The 21,981-nt window shown below is 61.5% G+C and carries 27 protein-coding genes and 1 tRNA gene; 24 read left to right on the top strand and 4 right to left on the bottom strand.

All coding sequences use genetic code 11. The features are described from left to right. Positions 1-122 precede the first annotated feature (122 nt). From nrdR to AC0L3N_RS07495, 8 genes are all read left to right on the top strand, one after another. Positions 123-599 (top strand): transcriptional regulator NrdR, encoded by a 477-nt coding sequence (gene nrdR, locus AC0L3N_RS07530; RefSeq protein WP_023798407.1) that lies wholly within the window; start codon positions 123-125, stop codon positions 597-599. A 2-nt stretch (positions 600-601) separates the two neighbouring features. Further along, positions 602-1,726, top strand: coding sequence for a bifunctional diaminohydroxyphosphoribosylaminopyrimidine deaminase/5-amino-6-(5-phosphoribosylamino)uracil reductase RibD (gene ribD / locus AC0L3N_RS07525; RefSeq protein WP_123147545.1), 1,125 nt, complete (start codon positions 602-604; stop codon positions 1,724-1,726). Then, positions 1,726-2,343 (top strand): riboflavin synthase, encoded by a 618-nt coding sequence (locus AC0L3N_RS07520; protein WP_123147544.1) that lies wholly within the window; start codon positions 1,726-1,728, stop codon positions 2,341-2,343. Before ribD ends, AC0L3N_RS07520 begins: the two co-directional genes overlap by 1 nt. Before the next feature lie 51 nt (positions 2,344-2,394). After that, positions 2,395-2,700 (top strand): type II toxin-antitoxin system TacA family antitoxin, encoded by a 306-nt coding sequence (locus tag AC0L3N_RS07515; RefSeq protein ID WP_374120279.1) that lies wholly within the window; start codon positions 2,395-2,397, stop codon positions 2,698-2,700. A gap of 3 nt (positions 2,701-2,703) precedes the next feature. After that, positions 2,704-3,216, top strand: a complete 513-nt coding sequence (locus AC0L3N_RS07510) for a GNAT family N-acetyltransferase (protein ID WP_123147543.1) — start codon at positions 2,704-2,706, stop codon at positions 3,214-3,216. A gap of 251 nt (positions 3,217-3,467) precedes the next feature. Beyond that, positions 3,468-3,962: a 6,7-dimethyl-8-ribityllumazine synthase gene (ribH, locus tag AC0L3N_RS07505; RefSeq protein WP_123147542.1), complete on the top strand. Its 495-nt coding sequence runs from the start codon at positions 3,468-3,470 to the stop codon at positions 3,960-3,962. After that, the gene (nusB, locus tag AC0L3N_RS07500) at positions 3,959-4,459 is read left to right on the top strand and encodes a transcription antitermination factor NusB (protein WP_123147541.1); all 501 of its coding nucleotides are present in this window, start codon (positions 3,959-3,961) and stop codon (positions 4,457-4,459) included. The genes ribH and nusB overlap by 4 nt, the downstream gene beginning before the upstream one ends. Continuing rightward, a complete protein-coding gene (locus tag AC0L3N_RS07495; RefSeq protein WP_473546736.1) occupies positions 4,456-5,676 on the top strand; it encodes an MFS transporter in 1,221 nt (406 codons plus the stop codon). The genes nusB and AC0L3N_RS07495 overlap by 4 nt, the downstream gene beginning before the upstream one ends. Positions 5,677-5,893: 217 nt before the next feature. On the opposite strand, the gene AC0L3N_RS07490 is transcribed toward AC0L3N_RS07495, so the two are convergent. Beyond that, positions 5,894-6,094: a type II toxin-antitoxin system HicB family antitoxin gene (locus tag AC0L3N_RS07490; protein ID WP_023798395.1), complete on the bottom strand. Its 201-nt coding sequence runs from the start codon at positions 6,092-6,094 to the stop codon at positions 5,894-5,896. Positions 6,095-6,565: 471 nt separating this feature from the next. Here AC0L3N_RS07490 and AC0L3N_RS07485 point away from each other — a divergent pair, with 471 nt between their 5' ends. Beyond that, positions 6,566-8,707 carry a sodium-translocating pyrophosphatase gene (locus AC0L3N_RS07485; RefSeq protein ID WP_473546734.1) on the top strand — a complete coding sequence of 714 codons (2,142 nt, stop codon included), beginning with the start codon at positions 6,566-6,568 and terminating at the stop codon, positions 8,705-8,707. Positions 8,708-8,985: 278 nt separating this feature from the next. On the opposite strand, the gene AC0L3N_RS07480 is transcribed toward AC0L3N_RS07485, so the two are convergent. Further along, a complete protein-coding gene (locus AC0L3N_RS07480; RefSeq protein ID WP_473546732.1) occupies positions 8,986-9,528 on the bottom strand; it encodes an outer membrane protein assembly factor BamE in 543 nt (180 codons plus the stop codon). Positions 9,529-9,643: 115 nt separating this feature from the next. Here AC0L3N_RS07480 and AC0L3N_RS07475 point away from each other — a divergent pair, with 115 nt between their 5' ends. The 7 genes from AC0L3N_RS07475 (at position 9,644) to AC0L3N_RS07445 (ending at position 14,757) form a co-directional block, all read left to right on the top strand. After that, positions 9,644-10,186, top strand: a complete 543-nt coding sequence (locus AC0L3N_RS07475) for a ubiquinol-cytochrome C chaperone family protein (RefSeq protein ID WP_473546730.1) — start codon at positions 9,644-9,646, stop codon at positions 10,184-10,186. 26 nt (positions 10,187-10,212) lie between these two features. Beyond that, complete coding sequence (locus AC0L3N_RS07470) at positions 10,213-10,761, top strand: YceD family protein (protein ID WP_473546728.1); 549 nt, start codon at positions 10,213-10,215, stop codon at positions 10,759-10,761. Positions 10,762-10,892: 131 nt separating this feature from the next. After that, positions 10,893-11,963 carry a phosphate acyltransferase PlsX gene (plsX, locus tag AC0L3N_RS07465; protein ID WP_095491041.1) on the top strand — a complete coding sequence of 357 codons (1,071 nt, stop codon included), beginning with the start codon at positions 10,893-10,895 and terminating at the stop codon, positions 11,961-11,963. A gap of 9 nt (positions 11,964-11,972) precedes the next feature. After that, a complete protein-coding gene (locus AC0L3N_RS07460; RefSeq protein WP_473546726.1) occupies positions 11,973-12,944 on the top strand; it encodes a beta-ketoacyl-ACP synthase III in 972 nt (323 codons plus the stop codon). A 104-nt stretch (positions 12,945-13,048) separates the two neighbouring features. After that, positions 13,049-13,372: an integration host factor subunit alpha gene (locus tag AC0L3N_RS07455; protein WP_095485783.1), complete on the top strand. Its 324-nt coding sequence runs from the start codon at positions 13,049-13,051 to the stop codon at positions 13,370-13,372. Positions 13,373-13,567: 195 nt separating this feature from the next. Next, a complete protein-coding gene (locus AC0L3N_RS07450) occupies positions 13,568-14,110 on the top strand; it encodes a MerR family transcriptional regulator (RefSeq protein WP_123147533.1) in 543 nt (180 codons plus the stop codon). Positions 14,111-14,418: 308 nt separating this feature from the next. Beyond that, complete coding sequence (locus AC0L3N_RS07445; RefSeq protein WP_123147532.1) at positions 14,419-14,757, top strand: hypothetical protein; 339 nt, start codon at positions 14,419-14,421, stop codon at positions 14,755-14,757. 54 nt (positions 14,758-14,811) lie between these two features. Here AC0L3N_RS07445 and AC0L3N_RS07440 read toward each other — a convergent pair whose 3' ends face one another. After that, positions 14,812-15,090, bottom strand: coding sequence for a hypothetical protein (locus AC0L3N_RS07440; RefSeq protein ID WP_473546724.1), 279 nt, complete (start codon positions 15,088-15,090; stop codon positions 14,812-14,814). A 458-nt stretch (positions 15,091-15,548) separates the two neighbouring features. Here AC0L3N_RS07440 and AC0L3N_RS07435 point away from each other — a divergent pair, with 458 nt between their 5' ends. The 4 genes from AC0L3N_RS07435 to AC0L3N_RS07420 all read left to right on the top strand — a co-directional run bounded on the left by AC0L3N_RS07435 (position 15,549) and on the right by AC0L3N_RS07420 (position 17,833). Further along, complete coding sequence (locus AC0L3N_RS07435) at positions 15,549-15,836, top strand: helix-turn-helix domain-containing protein (protein ID WP_095491037.1); 288 nt, start codon at positions 15,549-15,551, stop codon at positions 15,834-15,836. Positions 15,837-16,012: 176 nt separating this feature from the next. Continuing rightward, positions 16,013-16,089: transfer RNA gene (locus AC0L3N_RS07430), tRNA-Pro, on the top strand. A gap of 984 nt (positions 16,090-17,073) precedes the next feature. Continuing rightward, a complete protein-coding gene (locus AC0L3N_RS07425; protein ID WP_473546813.1) occupies positions 17,074-17,487 on the top strand; it encodes an ATP-dependent DNA ligase in 414 nt (137 codons plus the stop codon). 109 nt (positions 17,488-17,596) lie between these two features. Further along, a complete protein-coding gene (locus AC0L3N_RS07420; RefSeq protein ID WP_473546722.1) occupies positions 17,597-17,833 on the top strand; it encodes a hypothetical protein in 237 nt (78 codons plus the stop codon). A gap of 50 nt (positions 17,834-17,883) precedes the next feature. Here AC0L3N_RS07420 and AC0L3N_RS07415 read toward each other — a convergent pair whose 3' ends face one another. Continuing rightward, positions 17,884-18,189, bottom strand: coding sequence for a sunset domain-containing protein (locus AC0L3N_RS07415; RefSeq protein WP_473546720.1), 306 nt, complete (start codon positions 18,187-18,189; stop codon positions 17,884-17,886). Between the two features lie 924 nt (positions 18,190-19,113). Between AC0L3N_RS07415 and AC0L3N_RS07410 the strand changes: the two genes are divergently transcribed. The 4 genes from AC0L3N_RS07410 (at position 19,114) to AC0L3N_RS07395 (ending at position 21,976) form a co-directional block, all read left to right on the top strand. Further along, positions 19,114-19,464, top strand: coding sequence for a hypothetical protein (locus AC0L3N_RS07410; protein ID WP_473546718.1), 351 nt, complete (start codon positions 19,114-19,116; stop codon positions 19,462-19,464). Positions 19,465-19,604: 140 nt separating this feature from the next. Then, positions 19,605-19,889, top strand: a complete 285-nt coding sequence (locus AC0L3N_RS07405) for a DUF982 domain-containing protein (protein ID WP_292537025.1) — start codon at positions 19,605-19,607, stop codon at positions 19,887-19,889. A 240-nt stretch (positions 19,890-20,129) separates the two neighbouring features. Beyond that, a complete protein-coding gene (locus tag AC0L3N_RS07400) occupies positions 20,130-20,429 on the top strand; it encodes an ATP-dependent DNA ligase (protein WP_473546811.1) in 300 nt (99 codons plus the stop codon). Positions 20,430-20,701: 272 nt separating this feature from the next. Continuing rightward, positions 20,702-21,976, top strand: a complete 1,275-nt coding sequence (locus AC0L3N_RS07395) for a hypothetical protein (RefSeq protein WP_473546716.1) — start codon at positions 20,702-20,704, stop codon at positions 21,974-21,976. The last annotated feature ends 5 nt before the right edge of the window (positions 21,977-21,981 follow it).

The following is a 21,981-nucleotide window of genomic DNA, read 5'->3' as shown; positions in this document are numbered from 1 at the left end:
GCTGGCAATTTTTCTCGCGCCTCGCTATCTCTGAGGCGCGAGAGACCACCCCGGTGCTTTGCCATCCCGGCAAAAACCTCTAAGCCTTTCGCTCCACGAGAATCGCGAACATAAGGCTGTCCATGCGCTGTCCCTACTGCCAGTCCGAAGATACGCAGGTGAAGGATTCGCGCCCCGCCGAAGATGGCGCGGCGATCCGCAGGCGGCGCGTCTGCCCCGATTGCGGCGGCCGCTTCACCACCTTCGAACGCGTGCAGTTGCGCGACCTCGTGGTGGTGAAGAAGTCCGGGCGCAAGGTGCCGTTCGACCGCGACAAGCTGCTGCGCTCGGTCGAGATCGCCGTGCGCAAGCGCAATGTCGATCCCGAGCGTATCGACCGCGCGGTGACCGGCATCGTGCGCCAGCTCGAAAGCTCGGGCGAGACCGAAGTCGCCTCGGGCGAGGTCGGCCGCCTGGTGATGGAGGCGCTGAAATCGCTCGACGACGTCGCTTATGTCCGCTTCGCCTCGGTCTATCGCAATTTCCGCGAGGCCAAGGATTTCCACGACGTGCTGGGCGAACTGAAGGGTGACGAGCTCAAGGAAGAGGACGCCGGCTGAGCATGGCAAGGCGCAGCCAAGCCGAACAAGAAGTTCTTGATCGCCGCTTCATGGCGGCAGCACTCAGGCTGTCGCGGAAAAATGCCGGGCGGACCTCGACCAACCCGTCCGTCGGCACACTGATCGTGCGCGACGACGGCACCGGGCCGATGATCGTCGGCACCGGTGTCACCGCTGTCGGCGGCCGGCCGCATGCCGAGACCGAGGCGCTGGCCGAGGCCGGCGAGCTCGCACGCGGCGCCACCGCCTATGTCACACTGGAGCCCTGCGCCCACCATGGCCGCACGCCACCTTGCGCCACTGCACTGCTCAATGCCGGCGTCGCGCGGGTAGTTGGGGCTGCGAGCGACCCCGATCCACGCGTGTCCGGCAACGGCTATGCGATCCTGCATGCCGCCGGTGTCGAAGTGGTCGAAAAGGTGCTGCTGGCAGAAGCCGCCGAGCAGATGGCCGGCTATCTCATTCGATCTCTGAAAAAGCGTCCGGAAGTGATCCTGAAACTTGCACTTTCCAGCGATGGCAAGATCGGCATGGAAGGCGAGGGGCAGGTCTCGATCACCGGCGACGTCGCCCGGCGCGAAGTCTATATGATGCGGGCCGAAGCCGACGGCATATTGATCGGCATCGGCACGGCGCTGGAGGACGATCCGGCGCTGACGGTGCGGTTGCCGGGGCTGGAAAACCGTTCGCCGGCGCGCATCGTGCTCGACCGCCAGATCAGGCTGCCGGAAACGTCGAAACTGGTCGCCGGCGTCGAGCGGGTTCCGCTCTATGTCGCCGCCTGCGCCGAAGCCGACCCGTACCGGCGGGCCGCGCTCGAACGCGCCGGCGTGCGCTTCATCGGCACCGAGACGTATGAGGGCGATATTGCGCTGCCGGAACTGCTCGAGGATCTGGCGGCGCTCGGCATGGCCAGCGTGCTGGTCGAGGGTGGCGCCAAGGTGGCCAAAGCCTTCCTCGCCGAAGGGCTGGTCGACCGCATCGTGCTATTCCAGGGGCAGAAGCCGATCGGCAAGAGCGGCATTGCATCGCCCATCGACGCCGACCATATCCCGGCAGGATTTCGCAAATTGCGCGACATGCGTTTCGGCGAAGACAGCTACGCCGAGTGGATAAGGGACATCTGATGTTTACCGGGATTGTCACCGATGTCGGCACCGTCGCTGCCGTGAAGCCGCTGAGAGAGGGCGTCGGCCTGCGCATCGACACCGCCTATGACCCGCAGACCATCGCCATCGGTGCTTCGATTTCTTGTGGCGGCGTCTGCCTGACGGTCACGGCGCTGCCGGAAAGCGGCGCCAATGCGCGCTGGTTCGAAGTCGAGGCCTGGGAAGAAGCGCTTAGGCTGACCACAGCGATGGGCTGGAAATCCGGCACGAGGATCAATCTGGAGCGGGCGCTGAAGATCGGCGACGAACTCGGTGGGCACATCGTTTCAGGCCATGTCGACGGCATGGCCGAGATCGTGTGGCGCAAGGAGGAAGGCGACGCTGTGCGCTTCACGCTGGATGCGCCGCGTGATCTGGCCAAATTCATCGCACCCAAGGGCTCGGTCGCGCTCGACGGCACTTCGCTCACCGTCAACAAGGTCGAAGGCACCCGCTTCGACGTGCTGCTGATCCATCACTCGCTGACGGTGACCACCTGGGGCGAACGCCAGGTCGGCGACCGGGTCAATCTCGAGATCGACACCATGGCTCGCTATGCGGCGCGCTTGGCCGAGGCCGCGAAAGAGGGGCTTTGAGGCAACAGCCTTGAAGTTTCCGGCCATTGGCCGTACATTGTCGGCTGGAGAATGACGATGACAGCACATGCACACCCACCTCGCGGCCGTGTCCGTGGCGAGCGTTTGGAGACGCGCGTTACGGCCGACCAGAAAAGCCTAATTGAACATGCTGCGGCCCTGCAGGGCCGGACGGTGACGGATTTCGTGCTGACCAGTGTGCAAGAAGCCGCCCGCAGGACCATCGAGGAGCATCAGCGTCTCGATTTGTCTGTCCGCGACAGCCGGGCCTTCGTCGATGCCCTAATCAATCCGCAGCCGGTAAACGATCGTTTGCGCGATACCGTGCGTCGGTATCGTCAGGCCACCGGCACCTGACGAGTGAGCGCCTCCAACGAGGATTCTCTTCGGGTTGAGGTGCTTGGCCCACATCACGAAAGGACTTCGTTCGAGAGCGACGTAGAGCCGCTCGATCGATATTTCCGAATGCAGGCTGGACAGGACGCGCGCAAGAACATCGCGGCACCGTTTGTTCTTGTCCTGCCGGACGGAGCCATCGCCGGCTACTACACGTTGTCGGCGACTGCCGTGGATATTGGCGAGTGGCCCGCCCAGACCATCCGCAAGCTTCCTCGCTACCCCCTCATTCCAGCGACGCTGCTTGGTCGTCTCGCCGTTGATCGGCGATATCGGGGGCAAGGCCATGGTCGCTATCTCTTGGCCGATGCACTGTCCCGGTGCGTCAGAAGCGAGATTGCCTCGTTCGCTGTTATAGTCGACGCCAAAGGCGAAGACGCACGCCGCTTCTATCAACGCGAGAGCTTTCTGCCGTTCCCAGATCAGCCAATGAAGCTGTTCCGGCCGATGGCTGATATCGCTGAGCTGTTCAAATGAGGAAGGGACTTTGATGGAAAGCAGGGATTCCAAAGAGGAAGAGCGGCTGACGCGCGAAGCCTTGGCCGACGTGGATGACGGCCGTGTGGTGGATCACGAGGCCGTTCTTGTGTGGGCTGAAAGCATCGGTGCTGGCTGCCCCCACTCCGCACCTCGCCCAAAGATGCGATAAGCCTGGCTCGTCTCCACCAATCTTCTGCTTGCGATCAAACCGGCTTCGGCCTAAGTCACCGGCGATCCCGGAGACATCTATGGCTGGCACATCCCAACACGGCAAAGCGTTCATTCGCCCGAAGAAGAAGGCCCACCTTCTTGTCATCGAGGCACGCTTCCATGACGACCTTGCCGACGCGCTGCTCGAAGGTGCGACAAGCGCGCTCGACGAAGCGGGCGCGACATACGATGTCGTCACCGTTCCGGGCTCACTCGAAATTCCCGCGGTGATTTCCTTCGCGCTCGACGGCGCCGCCGAAGGCGGGCCGAGCTATGATGGTTTTGTCGCCCTCGGCACCGTCGTGCGCGGTGACACCTATCATTTCGACATCGTCGCCAATGAATCCAGCCGTGCCCTGATGGACCTGTCCGTGCAGGAAGCGGTTTGCATCGGCAACGGCATCCTGACCACCGAAAATGACGAGCAGGCCTGGACGCGGGCCAGGCGTTCGGAAGGCGACAAGGGCGGCTTTGCCGCGCGTGCGGCGCTGACCATGATTGCCCTCAAGCAACAGTTGGGGGAGCGATCGTGAGCGAACCCGCATCACCCGGCCAGCCCGCGGTACGCCACGCCAACAAGCGCGGTGCTGCCCGTCTGGCCGCCGTGCAGGCGCTCTACCAGATGGATGTGGCCGGCAGCGGCGTCTTCGAGATCACCGCCGAATACGAGGCGTTCAGGCTCGGCAAGGAAGTCGACGGCGCGCTCTATCGCGAGGCCGACGCGCAATGGTTCCGCGCCATCCTGGCCGGCGTCGTCGAGAACCAGAAAACCATTGATCCGATCATCCGCCAGGCGCTGACCGAGGACTGGCCGCTGTCCAGGCTCGATTCGACGCTGCGCGCCATATTGCGCGCCGGCGTCTACGAACTGATGAAGCGAGAGGACGTGCCGGTGGCTGTCATCGTTTCGGAATATATCGACATCGCCAAGGCGTTTTACGAAGAAGACGAGCCGAAGCTGGTCAACGCGGTGCTCGATCGCGTGTCGCGCCGGGTGCGCGGCGAGGGGCGTGGCAAGGACGCTTCATGACGGCCGTCGCTATCGCCGACGCTAGCAGGGAAGCGCGCCGCACGGCGCTCATCCTTGCCGCTTCGCAGGCCATCATCGGCTCGGCCGCACCCATCGCCATTTCCGTGGGTGGGTTGGCCGGGCACTATCTGCTCGACTCCGACAAGTCGCTGGCGACGGCGCCGATCACCGGCTTCAACGTCGGCGTGGCGCTCGGCGCCCTGCCGGCCGCAGCCATCATCCGCCGGCTCGGCCAGCGCGACGGCTTCATGACCGGCACGATCGTCACCGCGCTCGGTGGTCTGGTCGCCACGCTGGCGCTGTTTTACGCCAGCTTCTGGCTGTTTGCCTTCGGCCTGCTGGTGATCGGCATCGGCGGTGCCTTCGTCCAGCAATTCCGCTTCGCGGCCGCCGACAACGCGCCGTCTGAATTCAAGGCCCGCGCCATCTCCTTTGTGCTGGCCGGCGGCATCGTCACCGCCATCCTTGGGCCGCAGATCGTCATCTTCACCCGCGAATTGTTTGCGCCGGTGATGTTTGCCGGCTCGTTCGCGTCAATCCTGGTGCTGGCGGCGGTCGGCGCCGCCATCCTGTCGTTGCTGCGCATCCCTGCCAAGGCGACGGGCAAAGCGGAAATCGCCGACAGCGACGCGCGGCCGCTCTCCGAGATCGTCACCAGGCCGCGTTTTGTGGCGGCGCTGTTTTGTGCCGTCGGTAGCTACGCGCTGATGAGCTTCGTCATGACCGGCGCACCGCTCGCCATGGTCGGCTGCGGCCTTTCGACGGACGACGCCACGCTTGGTATTTCCTGGCATGTCATGGCGATGTTCGCGCCGAGTTTCTTCACCGGCTCGCTGATCTATCGCTTCGGCGCCGAACGGATCGTCGCAACGGGACTTGTGCTGCTCATCGGCTGCGCCGTGGTGGCGCTGTCGGGCCTGGCACTGTGGCAGTTCTGGACGGCGCTGATCCTGCTCGGCCTCGGCTGGAATTTCGGTTTCATCGGCGCCACCGCCATGGTCGCCGACAGCTACCGGCCATCCGAAAAGGGCAAGGTCCAGGGTTTTCACGATTTCGTCCTGTTCGGCTCCGTCGCCTTCGCCTCGCTGATGTCGGGCGCGGTCTACAACGCCTGGGGCTGGGAGATGCTGAACTGGATCATCTTCCCGGTGACGGTGCTGTGCTTCGTGGCGCTGGGCGTGCTGAAGATGACGGGCGCCCGGCCGACCAGCGCATGACCCCGAACCGAAGGTTCGGAAAGGATCATGCGCAAAATCAAAGTGCTACAGCGTCCTTTGCGCGTCCAAACGGACGCGCGGCGCTGTAATGCATGTCGCGCAAAAGTGTGCAGCGGTTTTGTGATAACGACATGCGTAAAAACAACAACCTAAAGCGCGTCGCATGAGGCCGGCCAAACGCGACGCGCGATTGCACGCTCCTTGCCGGAAATGGACTTCAAACAGCGATTTCCATGACCCGGCCGGGTTCTGAAGTGAAAGATAGCGGCTCTACCGAGAGACAGCCTTCGATCGCTTCACGCAAGTTCTCGACAAGTTCGTCCAAGGTTTCACCCTGGGTCGCGCAGCCGGGAATTGCCGGCACTTCGGCCCAGTAGCCACCTTCTTCGGCTTCGTGAATGATCGCCTTGAACTTCATGAGTCATCTCCAATTCCACCCTGAGGATAGGCTGCCCGCCGGTATTTGCAAAGCTGCATGAGCGCTGATCTGCAAGTTCTTCCTGTCTGATCAGGCTCGCGACGGGTGTGGCAGTCCAACATCTGGAACGGCCAGCAGAAGGCTTTCATGTTCTGCATGACCATGCTGGCTGTGCTGATCTTCGTCGTCAAGCTGACTGCGACCTGCGCAAAGGCTGACGACCGCCAGCCGATTTCAATCGATCTAATTGGGTGGCGGCGCTGGCGAGCGTGTTGCCGCCCATTGCTTTTGGGCGAAAGGCGGGGCTTTTGGGCGAAAGCCGGGCAAAAACCGAACAATATCTTGACGTTCGCAACCCTGTTTCGCATAAGCCGGTGCGAAGGGAGCGGATTCCGCGCGCGGAATCCGCTCCCCTGTCTCAACGGCCCAGGGAGGGGTTCTTTTGGGTCATCAAGCGAGGAAAATCCGGCAATGACCATAATTTCAGCTGTCATCGCCTGCGGTCTGCTTTCAGTCCTTTACGCCATCTGGGCGACACGTTCGGTCCTCGCGGCCGATCAGGGCAATGCACGCATGCAGGAAATTTCCGCGGCCATCCGCGAAGGCGCGCAGGCCTATCTGGCACGCCAGTACACCACCATCGCCATCGTCGGTGTCGTGGTCCTGCTGCTCGCCTGGTGGCTGCTTTCGATCACCGCCGCCATCGGCTTCCTGATCGGCGCCGTTCTGTCGGGCGCTGCCGGCTTCATCGGCATGCACGTCTCGGTGCGCGCCAATGTCCGCACCGCGCAGGCGGCTTCCAACAGCCTCGCTGCCGGCCTCGAGATCGCCTTCAAGTCGGGCGCCATCACCGGCATGCTGGTGGCTGGCTTGGCCCTGCTCGGCGTCTCGATCTACTACCTGATCCTCACCCAATTCATGGGCCTTCAGCCCAACGACCGTGTCGTCGTCGACTCGCTGGTTTCGCTCGGTTTCGGCGCCTCGCTGATCTCGATCTTCGCCCGTCTCGGCGGCGGCATCTTCACCAAGGGCGCCGACGTCGGCGGCGATCTCGTCGGCAAGGTCGAAGCCGGCATTCCCGAAGACGATCCGCGCAATCCGGCCACCATCGCCGACAATGTCGGCGACAATGTCGGCGACTGCGCCGGCATGGCCGCCGACCTGTTCGAGACCTATGCGGTGACCGTGGTCGCCACCATGGTTCTGGCCGCCATCTTCTTCGGCGGCACTGCCGTTCTCGGCGCCACGATGCTCTATCCGCTGGCCATCTGCGGTGCCTGCATCCTGACGTCCATCGTCGGCACTTTCTTCGTCAAGCTCGGCGCCAACGGCTCGATCATGGGCGCGCTCTACAAGGGCCTGATCGTCACCGGCCTGCTGTCGATCGTCGGCCTCGGCGTCGCCACCTCGGCAACACTGGGCTGGGGCGAAATCGGTACGGTCGACGGCATGGCCATCACCGGCGCGAACCTGTTCATCTGCGGCCTGATCGGTCTCGTGGTGACCGGCCTCATCGTGGTGATTACCGAATATTATACCGGCACCGACAAGCGCCCGGTGAACTCCATCGCCCAGGCTTCGGTCACCGGTCACGGCACCAACGTCATCCAGGGTCTTGCGGTCTCGCTGGAATCGACGGCACTTCCGGCGATCGTCATCATCGGCGGCATCATATCGACCTACCAGCTCGCCGGCCTCTACGGCACGGCGATCGCAGTCACCACGATGCTCGGCCTTGCCGGCATGATCGTTGCGCTCGATGCCTTCGGCCCGGTCACCGACAATGCCGGCGGCATTGCCGAAATGGCCGGCTTGCCCAAGGAGGTGCGCCAATCCACCGATGCGCTCGACGCCGTCGGCAACACCACCAAGGCGGTGACCAAGGGCTACGCCATCGGTTCGGCCGGTCTCGGCGCGCTGGTGCTGTTCGCGGCCTACTCCAACGACCTGAAGTTCTTTGCCGCCAATAGCGACAAATATCCTTACTTCCAGGGTATGGGCGAAGTCTCTTTCGACCTCTCCAACCCTTACGTCGTCGCCGGCCTGATCTTCGGCGGTCTGATTCCGTATCTGTTCGGCGGCATCGCCATGACCGCCGTCGGCCGTGCGGCGGGTGCCATCGTCGAGGAGGTGCGCAAGCAGTTCCGCGAGGATCCGGGCATCATGGCCGGCACGTCGAAGCCGAACTATGCGCGTGCGGTCGACCTTCTGACCAAGGCGGCGATCCGGGAAATGATCATTCCGTCGCTGCTGCCGGTGCTGGCGCCGCTGGTCGTCTATTTCGGCGTGCTGCTGATCTCGGGCTCGAAGGCATCAGCCTTTGCGGCGCTCGGCGCCTCGCTGCTCGGCGTCATCGTCAACGGCCTGTTCGTCGCGATCTCGATGACCTCTGGCGGCGGCGCGTGGGACAACGCGAAAAAATCGTTTGAGGACGGCTTCACCGGCAAGGACGGCGTCAAGCATCTCAAAGGTTCCGAGGCACACAAGGCCTCGGTGACCGGCGACACCGTTGGCGATCCCTACAAGGACACCGCCGGTCCGGCAGTCAACCCGGCGATCAAGATCACCAACATCGTCGCCCTGCTGCTGCTGGCCGTGCTCGCGCACGGCTGAGGCCGCTCGGCCCTTCCGGGGCCGAAATCCAGAAGCGAACCCGCGGGAGCGATCCCGCGGGTTCTTCTATTTTGGACGTCCAGCATCAGGGCATTGACGCCCGTGACGGCTCCAAAGCTCGTGTTCAAGTTGTCTGCGGCCCGCAGCCTGCGACGCTGGCTTGCTGTCTCAAAACAAAAACCCGCAGGATCGCTCCCGCGGGTTTTCGGTCGCCTGAGATGTTGCTGCTTCCAGGGAAGCAAAAGAAAAGGATGAGAAGCTGATTCTGCCGGAATGGATCAGGTGCCGGGCGAGCCGCCGCCGCCGCCGGGGAGGCCGGGCACCAGCTTGCTGGCGCCGCCGATGATCTGGCTGAGGAAGTTCTGGTCCTTGCCGCCGGTCGGCGTGGTCCGCGAGATGAAGTCGAACACCTTGCCGTCCCTCAGGCCGTAATTGGCGATCTGGGTAACGCGCCCGTCCTCGCCGAAATAGACGGCCAGCACCTTCTGATCGACCAGCCTCGGCTTGTCGAAGGCGACGTAACGCTTGCGCGTCTGCGAGATGTAGTAGAAGGCCTCGTTGTCGAAAGTCGCCTTCGTCGACGGGGTGCCGAGCGCCAGAAGCACCTGTTCGCGGCTCGAGCCGACCGGCACCAGGTCGATCGCCTGCTGGTCGATCACGTAGCCCTGCGTCAGCGTCTCGCTCGGATTGAGATCGCCGATCATTTTCGACGAGTTGCAGGCGGACAGCGCCGATGCAACCACCAGCAGCGAGACCGCGCCGGTGGACCTGGACAAAGCGGACCTGGACAGAAAAGTCGACTTGAATTTCAGCGCGCGCAACTACAACTCCATTAGCTGGCCGCAACTTGCGCTGGGCCGCAAAACCGGTAAACCAGCTTGCTCGCCGATGCAACAAGGCCAATTCAAACAAACGGTCCCCGGGAGACCACCCTCAATGTTCCAGCGCCTTTTTGGTCGCGAACGTCACGCCAACCGCGCTATCACCGAGGCGCTTTACGCACAAATCGTGGCAGCGGCGCGGCAAACCGTGTTTTATTCCGACTGGAATATACCGGACACGCCGCTTGGCCGCTTCGAGATGCTGTCGCTGCACATGTTCCTGTTTCAGCACCGGCTGCGCGGCGAGGGCGGTGTTGCCGGGGAGGTCGCGCAGGTGCTGATCGACGAGTTCTTCATGGACGTCGAGCATTCGCTGCGGGAACTGGGCATCGGCGACGTCGGTGTGCCGAAGCGCATGAAGAAACTGGCGAAGATGTTTTATGGCCGCACCGCCGCCTATGACGATGCGCTGGAACGAAACGACCATGATGCACTTGTCGCTGCCCTTGCCCGCAATGTCAGGCCGGATGCCGCCACCTGGCCGCAAGCAACGCAACTGGCCGGCTACGTCGCCGATGTCTCCAGGCGACTCGCGGAACAGCCGACCGAATCGATTGTTTCCGGCACTGTGGCATTCCCCGTGGCCAAGACTATCTAAGAAAAATAAGACTATCTAAGGAAAAGATGAAACACGCCGATTCCCAGAGCCCCGTGTCCTTCGTGGCCAATGTCGCCCGGCTGCCGCAAAAGGGACTGCCGGTGGTGATCGAGGCCGACGCCGCGCAGCGCGCCGCGCTGGCGGGCGAGCACGAGTTGCTCTCGGTCGAGAACTACCGCGCCGAACTGCTGGTGGCGCCATGGAAACGCAACGGCGTCAAGGTCAGCGGCCGCGTCGAGGCCGATATCACCCAGGCCTGCATCGTCACCCTCGACCCAGTCGAGGCGCATATCGACGAGGCGGTCGACGCACTGTTCCTGCCGGAGCAGTCAAAGCTCGGGCGGCAGGGTTTCGAGGGCGGCGGCGAGATAATGCTCGATGCCGAAGGGCCGGACAGCCCGGAAACATTTTCCGGCAATACGATCGATGTCGGGGCGCTCGCCGAACAGTTCTTTGGGTTGGCGATCGATCCCTATCCGCGCAAGCAAGGCGTTTCAATGGAGGCTGCCGACGATGCCGGGGCTGCGGAAAGCGAATTCCAGCAAAAGCTGCGTTCCCTGCTGGGAAAATCCTGAAAACCCGACCCAATCGGAGAAAGCCGGTTGTGCGGCAGCCCAAAAACGCTATTTTCGCCGAACCTTCGCGAGCCCCAAAACCGTTGCCAGCGCCAGGCGCTCGCTCAAGCAAACTGTGAGATGAACACCGCGTGATCAGGATTTCCATCGATGCCATGGGTGGCGATCACGGACCAAGCGTGGTCATCCCGGCGCTCATGACGGTCGCGACGCGGCGTCCCGACATCCGCTTCGTCATCTATGGTCGCGAGGAGGCAGTGCGCCCCGAACTCGCAAAACTCCCCAAGCTGGCGGAAGTGTGCGAGTTCATTCACTGCGAGATAGCAGTCAGGATGGACGACAAGCCGAGCCAGGCGCTGCGCCATGGCCGCTGGAAGTCGTCGATGTGGAAAGCGGTCGAGGCGGTCAAGGCAGGCACTGCCGACGCCTGCATCTCGGCCGGCAACACCGGCGCGCTGATGGCGATGTCGAGGTTCTGCCTTCGCACCATGGCGACCATCGACCGTCCGGCGATTGCGGCGCTCTGGCCGACATTGCGCGGCGAAAGCGTGGTGCTGGACGTCGGCGCCACCATCGGCGCGGATGCGCATCAACTGGTTGATTTTGCCATTCTGGGCACAGGCATGGCGCGCTCGGTTTTCGGCATCGAACGGCCGAGCGTCGGCCTGCTCAATGTCGGCGTCGAGGAGATCAAGGGCCAGGAAGAGGTCAAGGAGGCGGGCCGCATGTTGCGCGAGGCCAACATGGCCTCGATGAACTACCATGGTTTCGTCGAGGGCGACGACATCGGCAAGGGCACGGTCGACGTGGTCGTCACCGAAGGATTTGCCGGCAACATCGCGCTGAAGACGGCGGAAGGCACCGTAAGACAGATCGCCGGTTATCTGCGTGCCGCGATGGACCGGACGCTGATGGCCAGGATCGGCTATATATTCGCCAAAGGCGCCTTCGATCGCCTGCGCGAAAAGATGGATGTCGGCCGCTCCAACGGCGGTGTTTTCCTGGGTCTGAACGGCATCGTGGTGAAAAGCCATGGCGGGGCTGATTCGGACGGCTTCGCGGCGGCGATCGAGCTTGGCTACGACATGGTACGCAACAATCTGCTCGACCGCATCGAAGCCGATCTCGACCTGTTCCATGCGCGCAATCCGCATGCCCAGACATCCAGGAAATCCGACGTCGTTGCCGACGCAGAGGAATAGGAAAGAGCCTTGATCAGATCAGTCGTGCGCGGCACAGGCGCCGCGCTGCCCCGCCGCATCATGAAGAATGCCGATTTCGAAGGCATGGTCGAGACGTCAGACGAATGGATCGCCCAGCGCACCGGCATCCGCCAGCGCCATATCGCGGCCGACGACGAGACGACGGCTTCGCTCGGCGAGGCTGCGGCGCGCGCAGCCCTCGACAATGCCGGCCTGACGCCGGCCGATATCGACCTGATCGTGCTGGCGACCTCGACGCCCAACAACACCTTTCCGGCGACCGCCGTCGACATCCAGAACCGGCTCGGCATGCATCACGGCTTCGCCTTCGACATGCAGGCAGTGTGCTCGGGCTTTGTCTACGCGGTGACGACAGCCGACCTCTATATCCGCGGCGGCCTGGCCAAACGCGTGCTGGTGATCGGCTCGGAAACCTTCTCGCGCATCCTCGACTGGAGCGACCGCTCGACCTGCGTCCTGTTCGGCGACGGCGCCGGCGCGATGGTGCTGGAAGAGGGAGAGGGGGCGGGCAGCATTGCCGACCACGGCGTGCTGGCGGCCAGCCTGCGCTCCGACGGGGCCCACAAGGACAAGCTGTTCGTCGATGGTGGACCGTCGACCACTGGAACGGTGGGCCATCTCAGGATGGAAGGCCGCGAAGTGTTCAAGCACGCGGTCGGCATGATCACCGACGTCATCGAGGCGACGTTCTCAGCTGCCGGCATCACCGCTGAGGATCTCGACTGGTTCGTGCCGCATCAGGCCAATAAACGGATTATCGACGCTTCCGCCAAAAAGCTCGGGATAGCAGAGCAAAAGGTGGTGGTTACGGTCGATTTGCACGGCAATACCTCGGCGGCTTCCGTGCCGCTGGCTCTGTCGGTGGCCGTCGCCGACGGCCGCATCAAGAAGGGTGACCTGGTGCTGATCGAGGCGATGGGCGGGGGCTTCACCTGGGGCGCGGTTTTGGTTCGCTGGTAAGTGCCGAACTGACAGGTTCGGTCCTTGACCTTGCCGGATCAATTACTTAGGCTCTATCTCTGCTTGTATAGAGTTATGTTTTTGAGCTGATGGGGACGGTTCGCATGGGGGGAAAGACACTTACGCGCGCCGATCTTGCTGAAGCCGTTTATCGCAAGGTTGGCTTGTCGCGCACTGAATCGGCCGAGCTCGTCGAAGCGGTTCTGGACGAGATTTGCGAAGCGATCGTTCGCGGCGAGACGGTGAAATTGTCGTCGTTCGCGACGTTCCATGTCCGCTCCAAGAACGAGCGCATCGGGCGCAATCCGAAAACCGGCGAAGAAGTGCCGATCCTGCCGCGCCGGGTGATGACCTTCAAATCGTCGAATGTGCTGAAGAACCGCATCCTGCGCGCCCACCAGAACAGCAAGGCCAAGGGCAGCAAATAGCGGCTGCGCGTCAAAGCCCGGTTGAAAACGGTCGCCTCCTTTGACGCCGGGCTTGAATATTGTTTCATAAACCGCTGAAATAAGGCCCGATTCGGCAGAACCAGCCGGATCGGAATGACTCTTTGTTGAGCATGATCTTGGCCGAAAACCGATTCCCACTTTTCGGGATCATGCTCCAGCGTGAGGATTTCGCCCATGGACAAGAGCCCCGATGCTTTCCGCACCATCAGTGAGGTCGCAGAAGATCTCGACCTGCCGCAGCATGTGCTGCGTTTTTGGGAAACGCGTTTCAACCAGATCAAACCGATGAAGCGCGGCGGCGGCCGCCGCTACTACCGGCCGCAGGATGTCGAACTGATCAAGGGCATCCGCCACATGCTCTACGACCAGGGCTATACGATCAAGGGCGTGCAGAAGCTGCTGCGCGAGAACGGCAATCACTTCCTCGTCGCCATCGGCAGTGGCGACATGGCGGCCGTCGAGGCGATCTCGCAGCGCCGGCAGGCCGATGCGGTGCCGCTGACGCCGGCGGCCCAGCCGCGCGGCGCCGATGACGAGATGCTGGTCGGCGAGCCCAAGGTGAAACCCAGCCGGCGTTTTTTCGGCCTGGGCAAGACCGACGACGACGGGCCGGTGCAGCCGGGCACGTCGAAACTCTCGCGCGACAATCGCGCCTTGCTGCAGGAGGCGCTGTTCGATCTGCTGGAATGCAAGCGCCTGCTCGATCAGGTGCGCTAGCGCATGACCCCGAAAATCGGAATCGATTTTCGAAAAAGGATCATGCACAAAATTAAAGTGCTACAGCGTCCCTTGCGCGTCCAATAGGACGCGCGGCACTGTAGTGCATGTCGCCCAAAAGCCTGCCCTCGGGCCTGAGCCGAGGGTGTGCAGCGGTTTTGGAATAACGACATGCATAAAAGGAACTTAAAGCGGGTCGCATGAATTCCTTCAGACGCAACGCGCTTTAAAGCCCGATCGATCGGCGGCAAAAACCGGAACTGCTTCCGAAATCATGCGTTCTTTTTCGCAAAGGAAGGAAGCATATCATGGTATCTTTTTCGACCCTCTCCGACATCGACCTTGAAAAGCAGGTCGCATCCCTCTCCAGGGAGCTGGCGGCGCTGAGAAAAGCCGTGTCCAGGCGCGGCAGCGCCTATTACGAGGACGGGCGTGACACCGCGTCGGACTATTACTCCGACCTTGCCGAGCGCATCAGTGACGCTCTGCCTGCGATCAGGAGGCATAGCAGGGTGATAGAGAAGACAGCCCGCGATCATCCCGCGACAGCGGCCGCTGTCGGGCTGGTTGTGGTCGGGCTCGTCGCCAGCCTGTTGCTCAGCCGACAGCAGAAGACGTCGCGACCGACATCCAGATCGGCACGTTGAGACAAAGAAAATGGCGGCGCGGACAGGCCGCCATTTTCGTTGAAAACAAGTCGATCAGCGCGCGAGCTTGAGCTTGTTCTTCGGGCTGACCTGCGCGGTCTGGCTGCATTTGCCATAGACGGTGCCGTTGGAGTCGGTGGCATCCGTGTATGTACCCTTGCAGTCGAGCTGCAGCACCAGACAGTGACCCGCGCCCTTACAAACCGCGCCGCCGTCGCCGGTGGGATGCGTGCCGTTGGCGAAGGCCGAACTCGGAACTGAAATCGAGCCGAAGGCGGAGACGACGATCGCAGCGGCGAGCGACAGGCGCTTGAAGTTCGAGATATTGGTCATTTGGGCATTTCCTTCTCTGGATCGAGGATCGCCGTCAGGGCGTCCTTCTGGTTGGGGACCGCCTTGTGGCGTCCATATCGTCTTGGTGCGGCCCGGAGAGGAAAGGTTCACGCGTCGGTTCAAAAATATTCGCAGCCCCCTGACGCGTTCTGCCTGCATCAGGCTTCTGCCGCTGATTCGATCCGTTCAAAACGGCTGACGGGCCAGCGACAGCCGCTTAACAAGGGAGCGGTTCAGAACCGTCGAACAATTCGGCGATCGGCCAGTCAAAGAACCCGATCGGGATGACGGTCCCGTGCCGGTGCCGCCGAGGCCTGTGCCGGGCTGCGCCGATCGGAATCACGATGCCGTGACGGCATTTTTGGCGCTTGGCAAATCACCATTGAGAGGGCATTCTCTGCGCCGTCTCAGGCAACTTCTTGATTTGATCAAACTCTTTAAATCCACGGAGTTGCCAAATGCCCCAAATAGCAACAAGCGAAGCTTTTTCCGAACTGTCGGCGACCGAAGCTGCCCCCGACCACAGCGCCCTCAAGGCCATCCGAGAAACCAGGGGATACAGCATGGAAGAGCTGTCTCTGACGTGCGGCCTGGCGGTCGATGAAATCGCGGACATCGAGAACGGCAAGAATGCAGATTTATCGAAGCTTCGGCGAATAGCCTCCGCGCTCCGGCTTCCGGAAGACGCGCTGATCAATACAGCCGTGCTAACACAATCCGTGGAAAATCGACGGCCCGTCTCATAGCAGCGACGCCAGAGCATCAAGCCAGACAAACGAGTGTGATTCTGGATTTGAAGTTCCTGAATGCTGACGACGTCCAACAGAGCAGGAACTTCAAATCCACCATGCCGGGCATCGGCGTGACGGCCGCCGAATTCGGTTGACCCGGACCGGGTTATCACGATACATCGCGACCGGTCCGGAGTGTAGCGCAGCCCGGTAGCGCACTTGACTGGGGGTCAAGGGGTCGTCGGTTCGAATCCGGCCACTCCGACCATTAAATCCTTGAGATCCCTAGTTTTTATTGAAGGCGCCTTCTGGCGCCTTTTCCATTTTCGGAACGAAAGGCGCTCAAATCGCCCGTTTTCGGAACCCGGAGTCCCGAAAAAGTCCCGAAGTGAAAGCCCGAATGTTCTGCATTCGTGCGCCTCGGCTACTCCGAATCTAGCCTGCGTAACTCTCCAGGAACCCGAAATGCGTATCCTTTCTATTGAGCCTGCCGCCCATGCGGGTGACGGGCGATTTCCATGCGTCGATAGGTTCGACGCGGAGCTGACGCCAGACATCCGAATCTATGGGCTGCGACTTCTTCGGTCGCCAGACGGTCGATTCCTCACCTACTCACCGTCTTCGGCGGAAAAAGATGCGCGACCTTCTCACCTCGATTTGCGGAGACGATCACGGCCGCAGCGACTGCGGCTTTCAACGGAGGCCGTGCAGCCAATGTCCCTTCTTAATGACAGGGAGCCGTTCAGCCTCCCAGCTGGCTTTGGCGAAGACGACGAAACACAGCCTGCCGTCGACTTTGTCGGAATAGACCCGCGAGCGCACGCTCTCGATGCCATGGCAGACTATGCTGATATTCCTTACGGCGACAAGGCGAGGCCCTGTTCCATCAAAGTCTAACGACTGGGAAAACGCACTGGAAAGCACGTGCGGTAACAGTTGATTCAACCGTTACTGGTAATTTTGGAGGAGTGTGGGTAGCGGCTCCGACAGTGGCGCGGGAAGGCGAATTGCCGGAGCCGCCAGCGCAGCCCGTTTGGGGGTTTGACCGCGCCGTCCTATTCTGGGACAGCGCGGTCAACGATTCGTTAAAATTTTCCGGAACTAATTAAGAGCATGCTAATTGAATCGCGGTTTTGCGAGTCAATGCATGCGTTTGAAGTTTGTCCCGCCACTAATGCCGACCTTGGTCGACAAGCCGCCCAAAGGTGACGATTAGCTTCATAAAGCTAAGTTCGACGACTACAGGTCACAAATCATCATCGAAAACGCGGACATTCGCATTTTCACCCGGCGCGGCCTTGATTGGACTGCCAAATACCGCGACCTAGCGACGGCGGCCAAGACGCTGGACGTCGAGAGTGCCATCATCGACGGCGAAATCATCGTCTTGAACGAGGATGGTATTTCGGACTTTGCCGCCCTGCGGAAGGCGATCACGCGGCGCCAGCATGACCTCTGCTTCGTCGCCTTCGATCTTCTGCACCTCAACGGCCACGATCTTCGCGACATGGCACTGGAGGACCGGCGGGAAATTTTGGCCGGTCTTATTGAATCCGGCAGCCGAATCCAATTCAGCGAGGCGCTGCCGGGCGAGGCGAACGCGATTTACCATCTAGTCGATAAGGCGGGCCTGGAGGGGATGGTGTCAAAGCGCGCGGAACTCTAAATACCGCAGCGGCCCGACTACCAACTGGCTGAAGACGAAATCCTTCACCGAAAGCGAGTTTGAACTTCTCGGCGTCGAACGCGAGAGGGGCAAGCCGGCGTTTGCTCTGATGGGCGAGCCGGGCACCCGGAAATATGTCGGCAGTGCCTTCGTAAGCGTCCATCGCGAAATGCGGGAGCGGCTTTGGAAGCGGGTGCAGGAGCATGCCGGGCCGGCGCCCAACGATATGAAGAAGCGGCCGGCAACACAATGGGTCAAGCCGGGGATCAAAGCGCGAGTAAAGCATCTGCGGGGCGAGGACGACCTTCGGCACGCCTCGCTGCAGGATTTCTGGGATGAGGATTGAAGACGACGCACGCTGGCAAATTTGCCGACGCGATGCTGTCCGTCGGCCCTTTATCGCCTTGCCTTCCGCCAGCCGGCCGCTCGCGCCTCGGCCTCGCTGCAAAACCACCGTTCGCCCTTCCGCGAGGTGGTCCGCGTCTCATCGTAATATTTTTGGCCAGGCACATGGTAGATATGCCCACCAGAGCCAATGTTGCCTTTGATGTTGCAACCTGAGTCGAGAAGCCCGACGCTAGTCGATGGCTCGCTGACGGTCTCGACCTTGTCGGTGTTCGCGGCACGCCAATCCCAAGGTTGATCGAACCGGCCCTTGGTGAGCCGCCTTGGCAGTGCGTTGCTCGGCGGCGAATGTCCCATTCGAATAGCGTGGCCAGTCGAGGGCCAGACCCTGCTCGACAAGCCATCGCTGCACGCTGCGACCGTCCGCCCGCTCGCAGTTCCCTACAAGACGCCCGAACCGGTCTATGTGATGCCGCGAGAAACTCGTCCAAGGCTTTGCCAGCGCGGCGCCCGCAGGGATACTCGAAGCCCTTGGCGTCATTGCAATACTGCCCGCTCTCGGGCGCATCGATCCCGTTCAGCCGGATTCGTTGGCCAGCAATCTCGATCGTGTCGCCGTCGATGACAGATGCCCGGCCTCGCATTGGCCCAGGCAGCGTTCCTGACCAGTTTGTCATCGTGCCCTGGAGGCCGGCGGTGCTTTGGAAGACGAACTGAGTCAATGCGGCGGCAAGCGTACCAACGCCTATACAGATCAGTCCCAAGAGGGGTCGCGGCCATCGCCGTGATGGCATCCTTCCGGCGCGTTTTCGCCACCGGTTAGCCTGATCGGCGCTCGATATCCGCGAATTTTGCCCAAGCCCTTCTCCCGAAAGGGAGAATGCCGCTATTGCGGGCGAGAGTCCAGAAGCCTAATCGGCCGGTAATAGATCAACACCGCAGGTCTGGCGCTGAGAGATGGAATATTCGGCTGAACTAGACATCTCTAGGAGACTAAAGGACGCGCTCGCCAATGAGCACGGTGTTCAAAGCAGAACCAATGAGATGGCTGTCTCGGCTTGGCAAAGCCCCATCCTGCATTCTTGCCACAGCCGGGATGCTCGCACAGCCCGAACAGTTGAATGCGGGGTTCGAGGCGTTTCTGTGTCCTCGCGCAAGCTTCGCCGCCACAGTGGACAACTGTCCAGACAGTCCGCTGCCCTCACGGTCGCGGGCCTTTTTGTTACTGAGGAACCTTTACGCTGCGGCGGCCGTTGAGCCCCACCCAAAAGGGAGATCACAATGGCCGACGACCCAAACGAAGACGCAACGCCGACGGAGACGCAGCGCGAAGCTCAAGAAGCCTTGGAGAAGCAAGTTGCGCAACTGAAGCGCGAGATCAACAAGATCAATCGGACGCTCGCGGAGCGCGCTGAAGAGGTGGTCGAGGAAGCCACTGGTTGGTATGAGGGCGCGGCCGATAGCGTGTCTCGGACAACGGAAGCACTTCGCAAAAGGGCATCTACTGCTTCCGGTGTCGTTCAAGAAAATCCTGGCACGGTGTCGTCCGCCTTCATGCTGGGCGCGGCTGTAGGCTTGCTGTTGGGCCTTGTTCTTGTGGCCGGCGACCAGCGCCGGGACCGCTGGATCTAACGCCCCAAATGAGGGCCATAGCTCCGCTGCCAGATCCGCGCGCGACATGTCCACGATGCGATCGGCAGTGTTAGTCGCGATGATGCAACCACCGCCATGGCCTTCGCGTTTAACCGCCTTAATCCTGGCGAGCGATAAAAATGGCGGCGTTCATTCCGATTACAGTCTACCTGAATCACAAGCCGATGGTGGTCGCTTCGATAGCCGACGCCGAGATGGCGCTTCAGCAACCATGGCCACTCATGGAAAAGCCGTCCCGGCTTGAAGCAATCCGAATGATCGAGGAATGCCTGGCCGGACATTGCAGTCACCAAGCTGCGTTCGCTGCTTTCAAGGCGGCCGCATCTGAACAGGGACTTCTTAAGCGAAAGCGTCCAAGCGCAGGCCTTAAGAAATTTGACGGGGTTGCTGAAGACCTGATGTAACGAGGTGGAACTGCCCGACAGCCAGCCGGCCGCCGGGCCTGACCGCCGGGGCGGCTTGCGGGCCGGTCGCCGTCCCTAGCCACCAGATGGGACGGGCCTAGACTCGATTCCGTGCGCAAGCGAGTGATTGCCGGCCGCCGGCTAGAATTTATTCCTCCGATGATGCCGACCTTGGTCGACAAGCCGCCCAAAGGTGACGATTAGCTTCATAAAGCTAAGTTCGACGACTACAGGTCACAAATCATCATCGAAAACGCGGACATTCGCATTTTCACCCGGCGCGGCCTTGATTGGACTGCCAAATACCGCGACCTAGCGACGGCGGCCAAGACGCTGGACGTCGAGAGTGCCATCATCGACGGCGAAATCATCGTCTTGAACGAGGATGGTATTTCGGACTTTGCCGCCCTGCGGAAGGCGATCACGCGGCGCCAGCATGACCTCTGCTTCGTCGCCTTCGATCTTCTGCACCTCAACGGCCATGATCTTCGCGACATGGCACTGGAAGACCGGCAGAGTGAGTGCGCCGGCCCGGCGTGATCGTGAGGTCCTCGCTTACTCGAACATGATCCGATAGGTTCCTCTTTCTGCGATTACAATCAGTGCGCCGGCCGGAACCTTTGTTGATTTAGAAGGTTTGAATACATTCGGCTGCATTCCGTTCCGCGTGGAATTCAGGTCCCGCGAACCAAAGATGACCGCCGACTGGCAATCGTCTTTGGGAGGGACGTGACATGCCTTTGCGTTTCAACGGTACAGGGATAATTTTCGCTCTTCTCCTATCTTCAACCTTGATCCCCGCCGCGGCTCAAATGAGCTCGAAAGGAAAAATAAGCGGGAAGGATTTCGACAATGCTGCCGCCGAGCAGGCCAAGCGATATCTCGAGGAAGGCCGCGAGACATTCCGCTTTGACACCTTCGGCAGCGAGGACTTCTGGGGCGGCAAACTTAAACTCCACGAGGCAATCGCAGGTGAGAAGCTGGGCGGCACAGGATCCGGCCTGAGCCCGGAAAAGGCCCTCGAACTCGGCCTCAAGATCGATGTGAACGCCATTCCCAAGGATGTGGCCGATGCGCTCAACAAGGGCGAGGTCGACCTCGCGGATCCCGCGAGCACGCTTGTTCTGCTGAAAGCCAATGCCGTTGTCGGGGTGACCGGGTTCTTCGCTGAGGACGGAAAGACGCTGACTTCGGTGGGCATCCAATGCGCGGTGTGCCATTCGACCGTCGACGACGCCTACGCACCCGGGATCGGGCAAAGGCTGGACGGCTGGCCCAACCGTGACCTCAATATCGGGGCGATCGTCGCCCTCGCACCTGATCTCACGGCATTCACCGAGATGCTGCAGATATCCGAAGCGGAGGTGAAGAAGGCGGTTGAGGCGTGGGGTCCCGGGAAATTCGATGCCGAACTGAACCTCGACGGCAAAGCATTTCGGCCGGACGGCAAGACGGCCGCCACGCTCAATCCGCCGGCGTTCGGATTGGCCGGTGTAAACAACCACACATGGACCGGAGCCTGGGGCACGGTGAGCTACTGGAACGCTTATGTCGGCAATCTCGAGATGCACGGGAAAGGCGTGTTTTACGATCCGCGCCTTGATGACGCCGAGAAGTATCCGGTCGCAGCACGAACGAAGCAGGGCCACAAGCAGGACAAGCAGGACCGGATTACAGCCAAGTTGCCGGCACTCCATTTCTATCAGCTCTCGCTGCCAACCCCGAAACCGCCGGAGGGCGCCTTCGACAGCGCCGCTGCGGAGAAAGGAGAGGTTCTCTTCAACGACAAGGCCAAATGCGGCACTTGCCACGTGCCGCCGCTCTTCACCGAACCGGGCTGGAACCTGCATACGGCCGACGAGATCGGGATTGACGACTTCCAGGCGATGCGGTCCCCAGACGAGCGTTACCGGACGGCATCGCTGCGAGCCCTTTGGGACATCGAGAAGATCCACAAAGGCGGCTTTTACCACGACGGCCGGTTCGCCACCCTCAATGATGTTGTCAAGCATTATGACGGTCATCTCAGCCTTGATCTGACCGATCATGAAAAGAGTGATCTGATCGAGTACCTCAAATCGATCTGATCCGG

Source organism: Mesorhizobium sp. WSM4807 (assembly GCF_055811615.1).
Note: the sequence above shows the minus strand (reverse complement) of the source record. Positions and strands in the feature narration are given on the sequence as shown.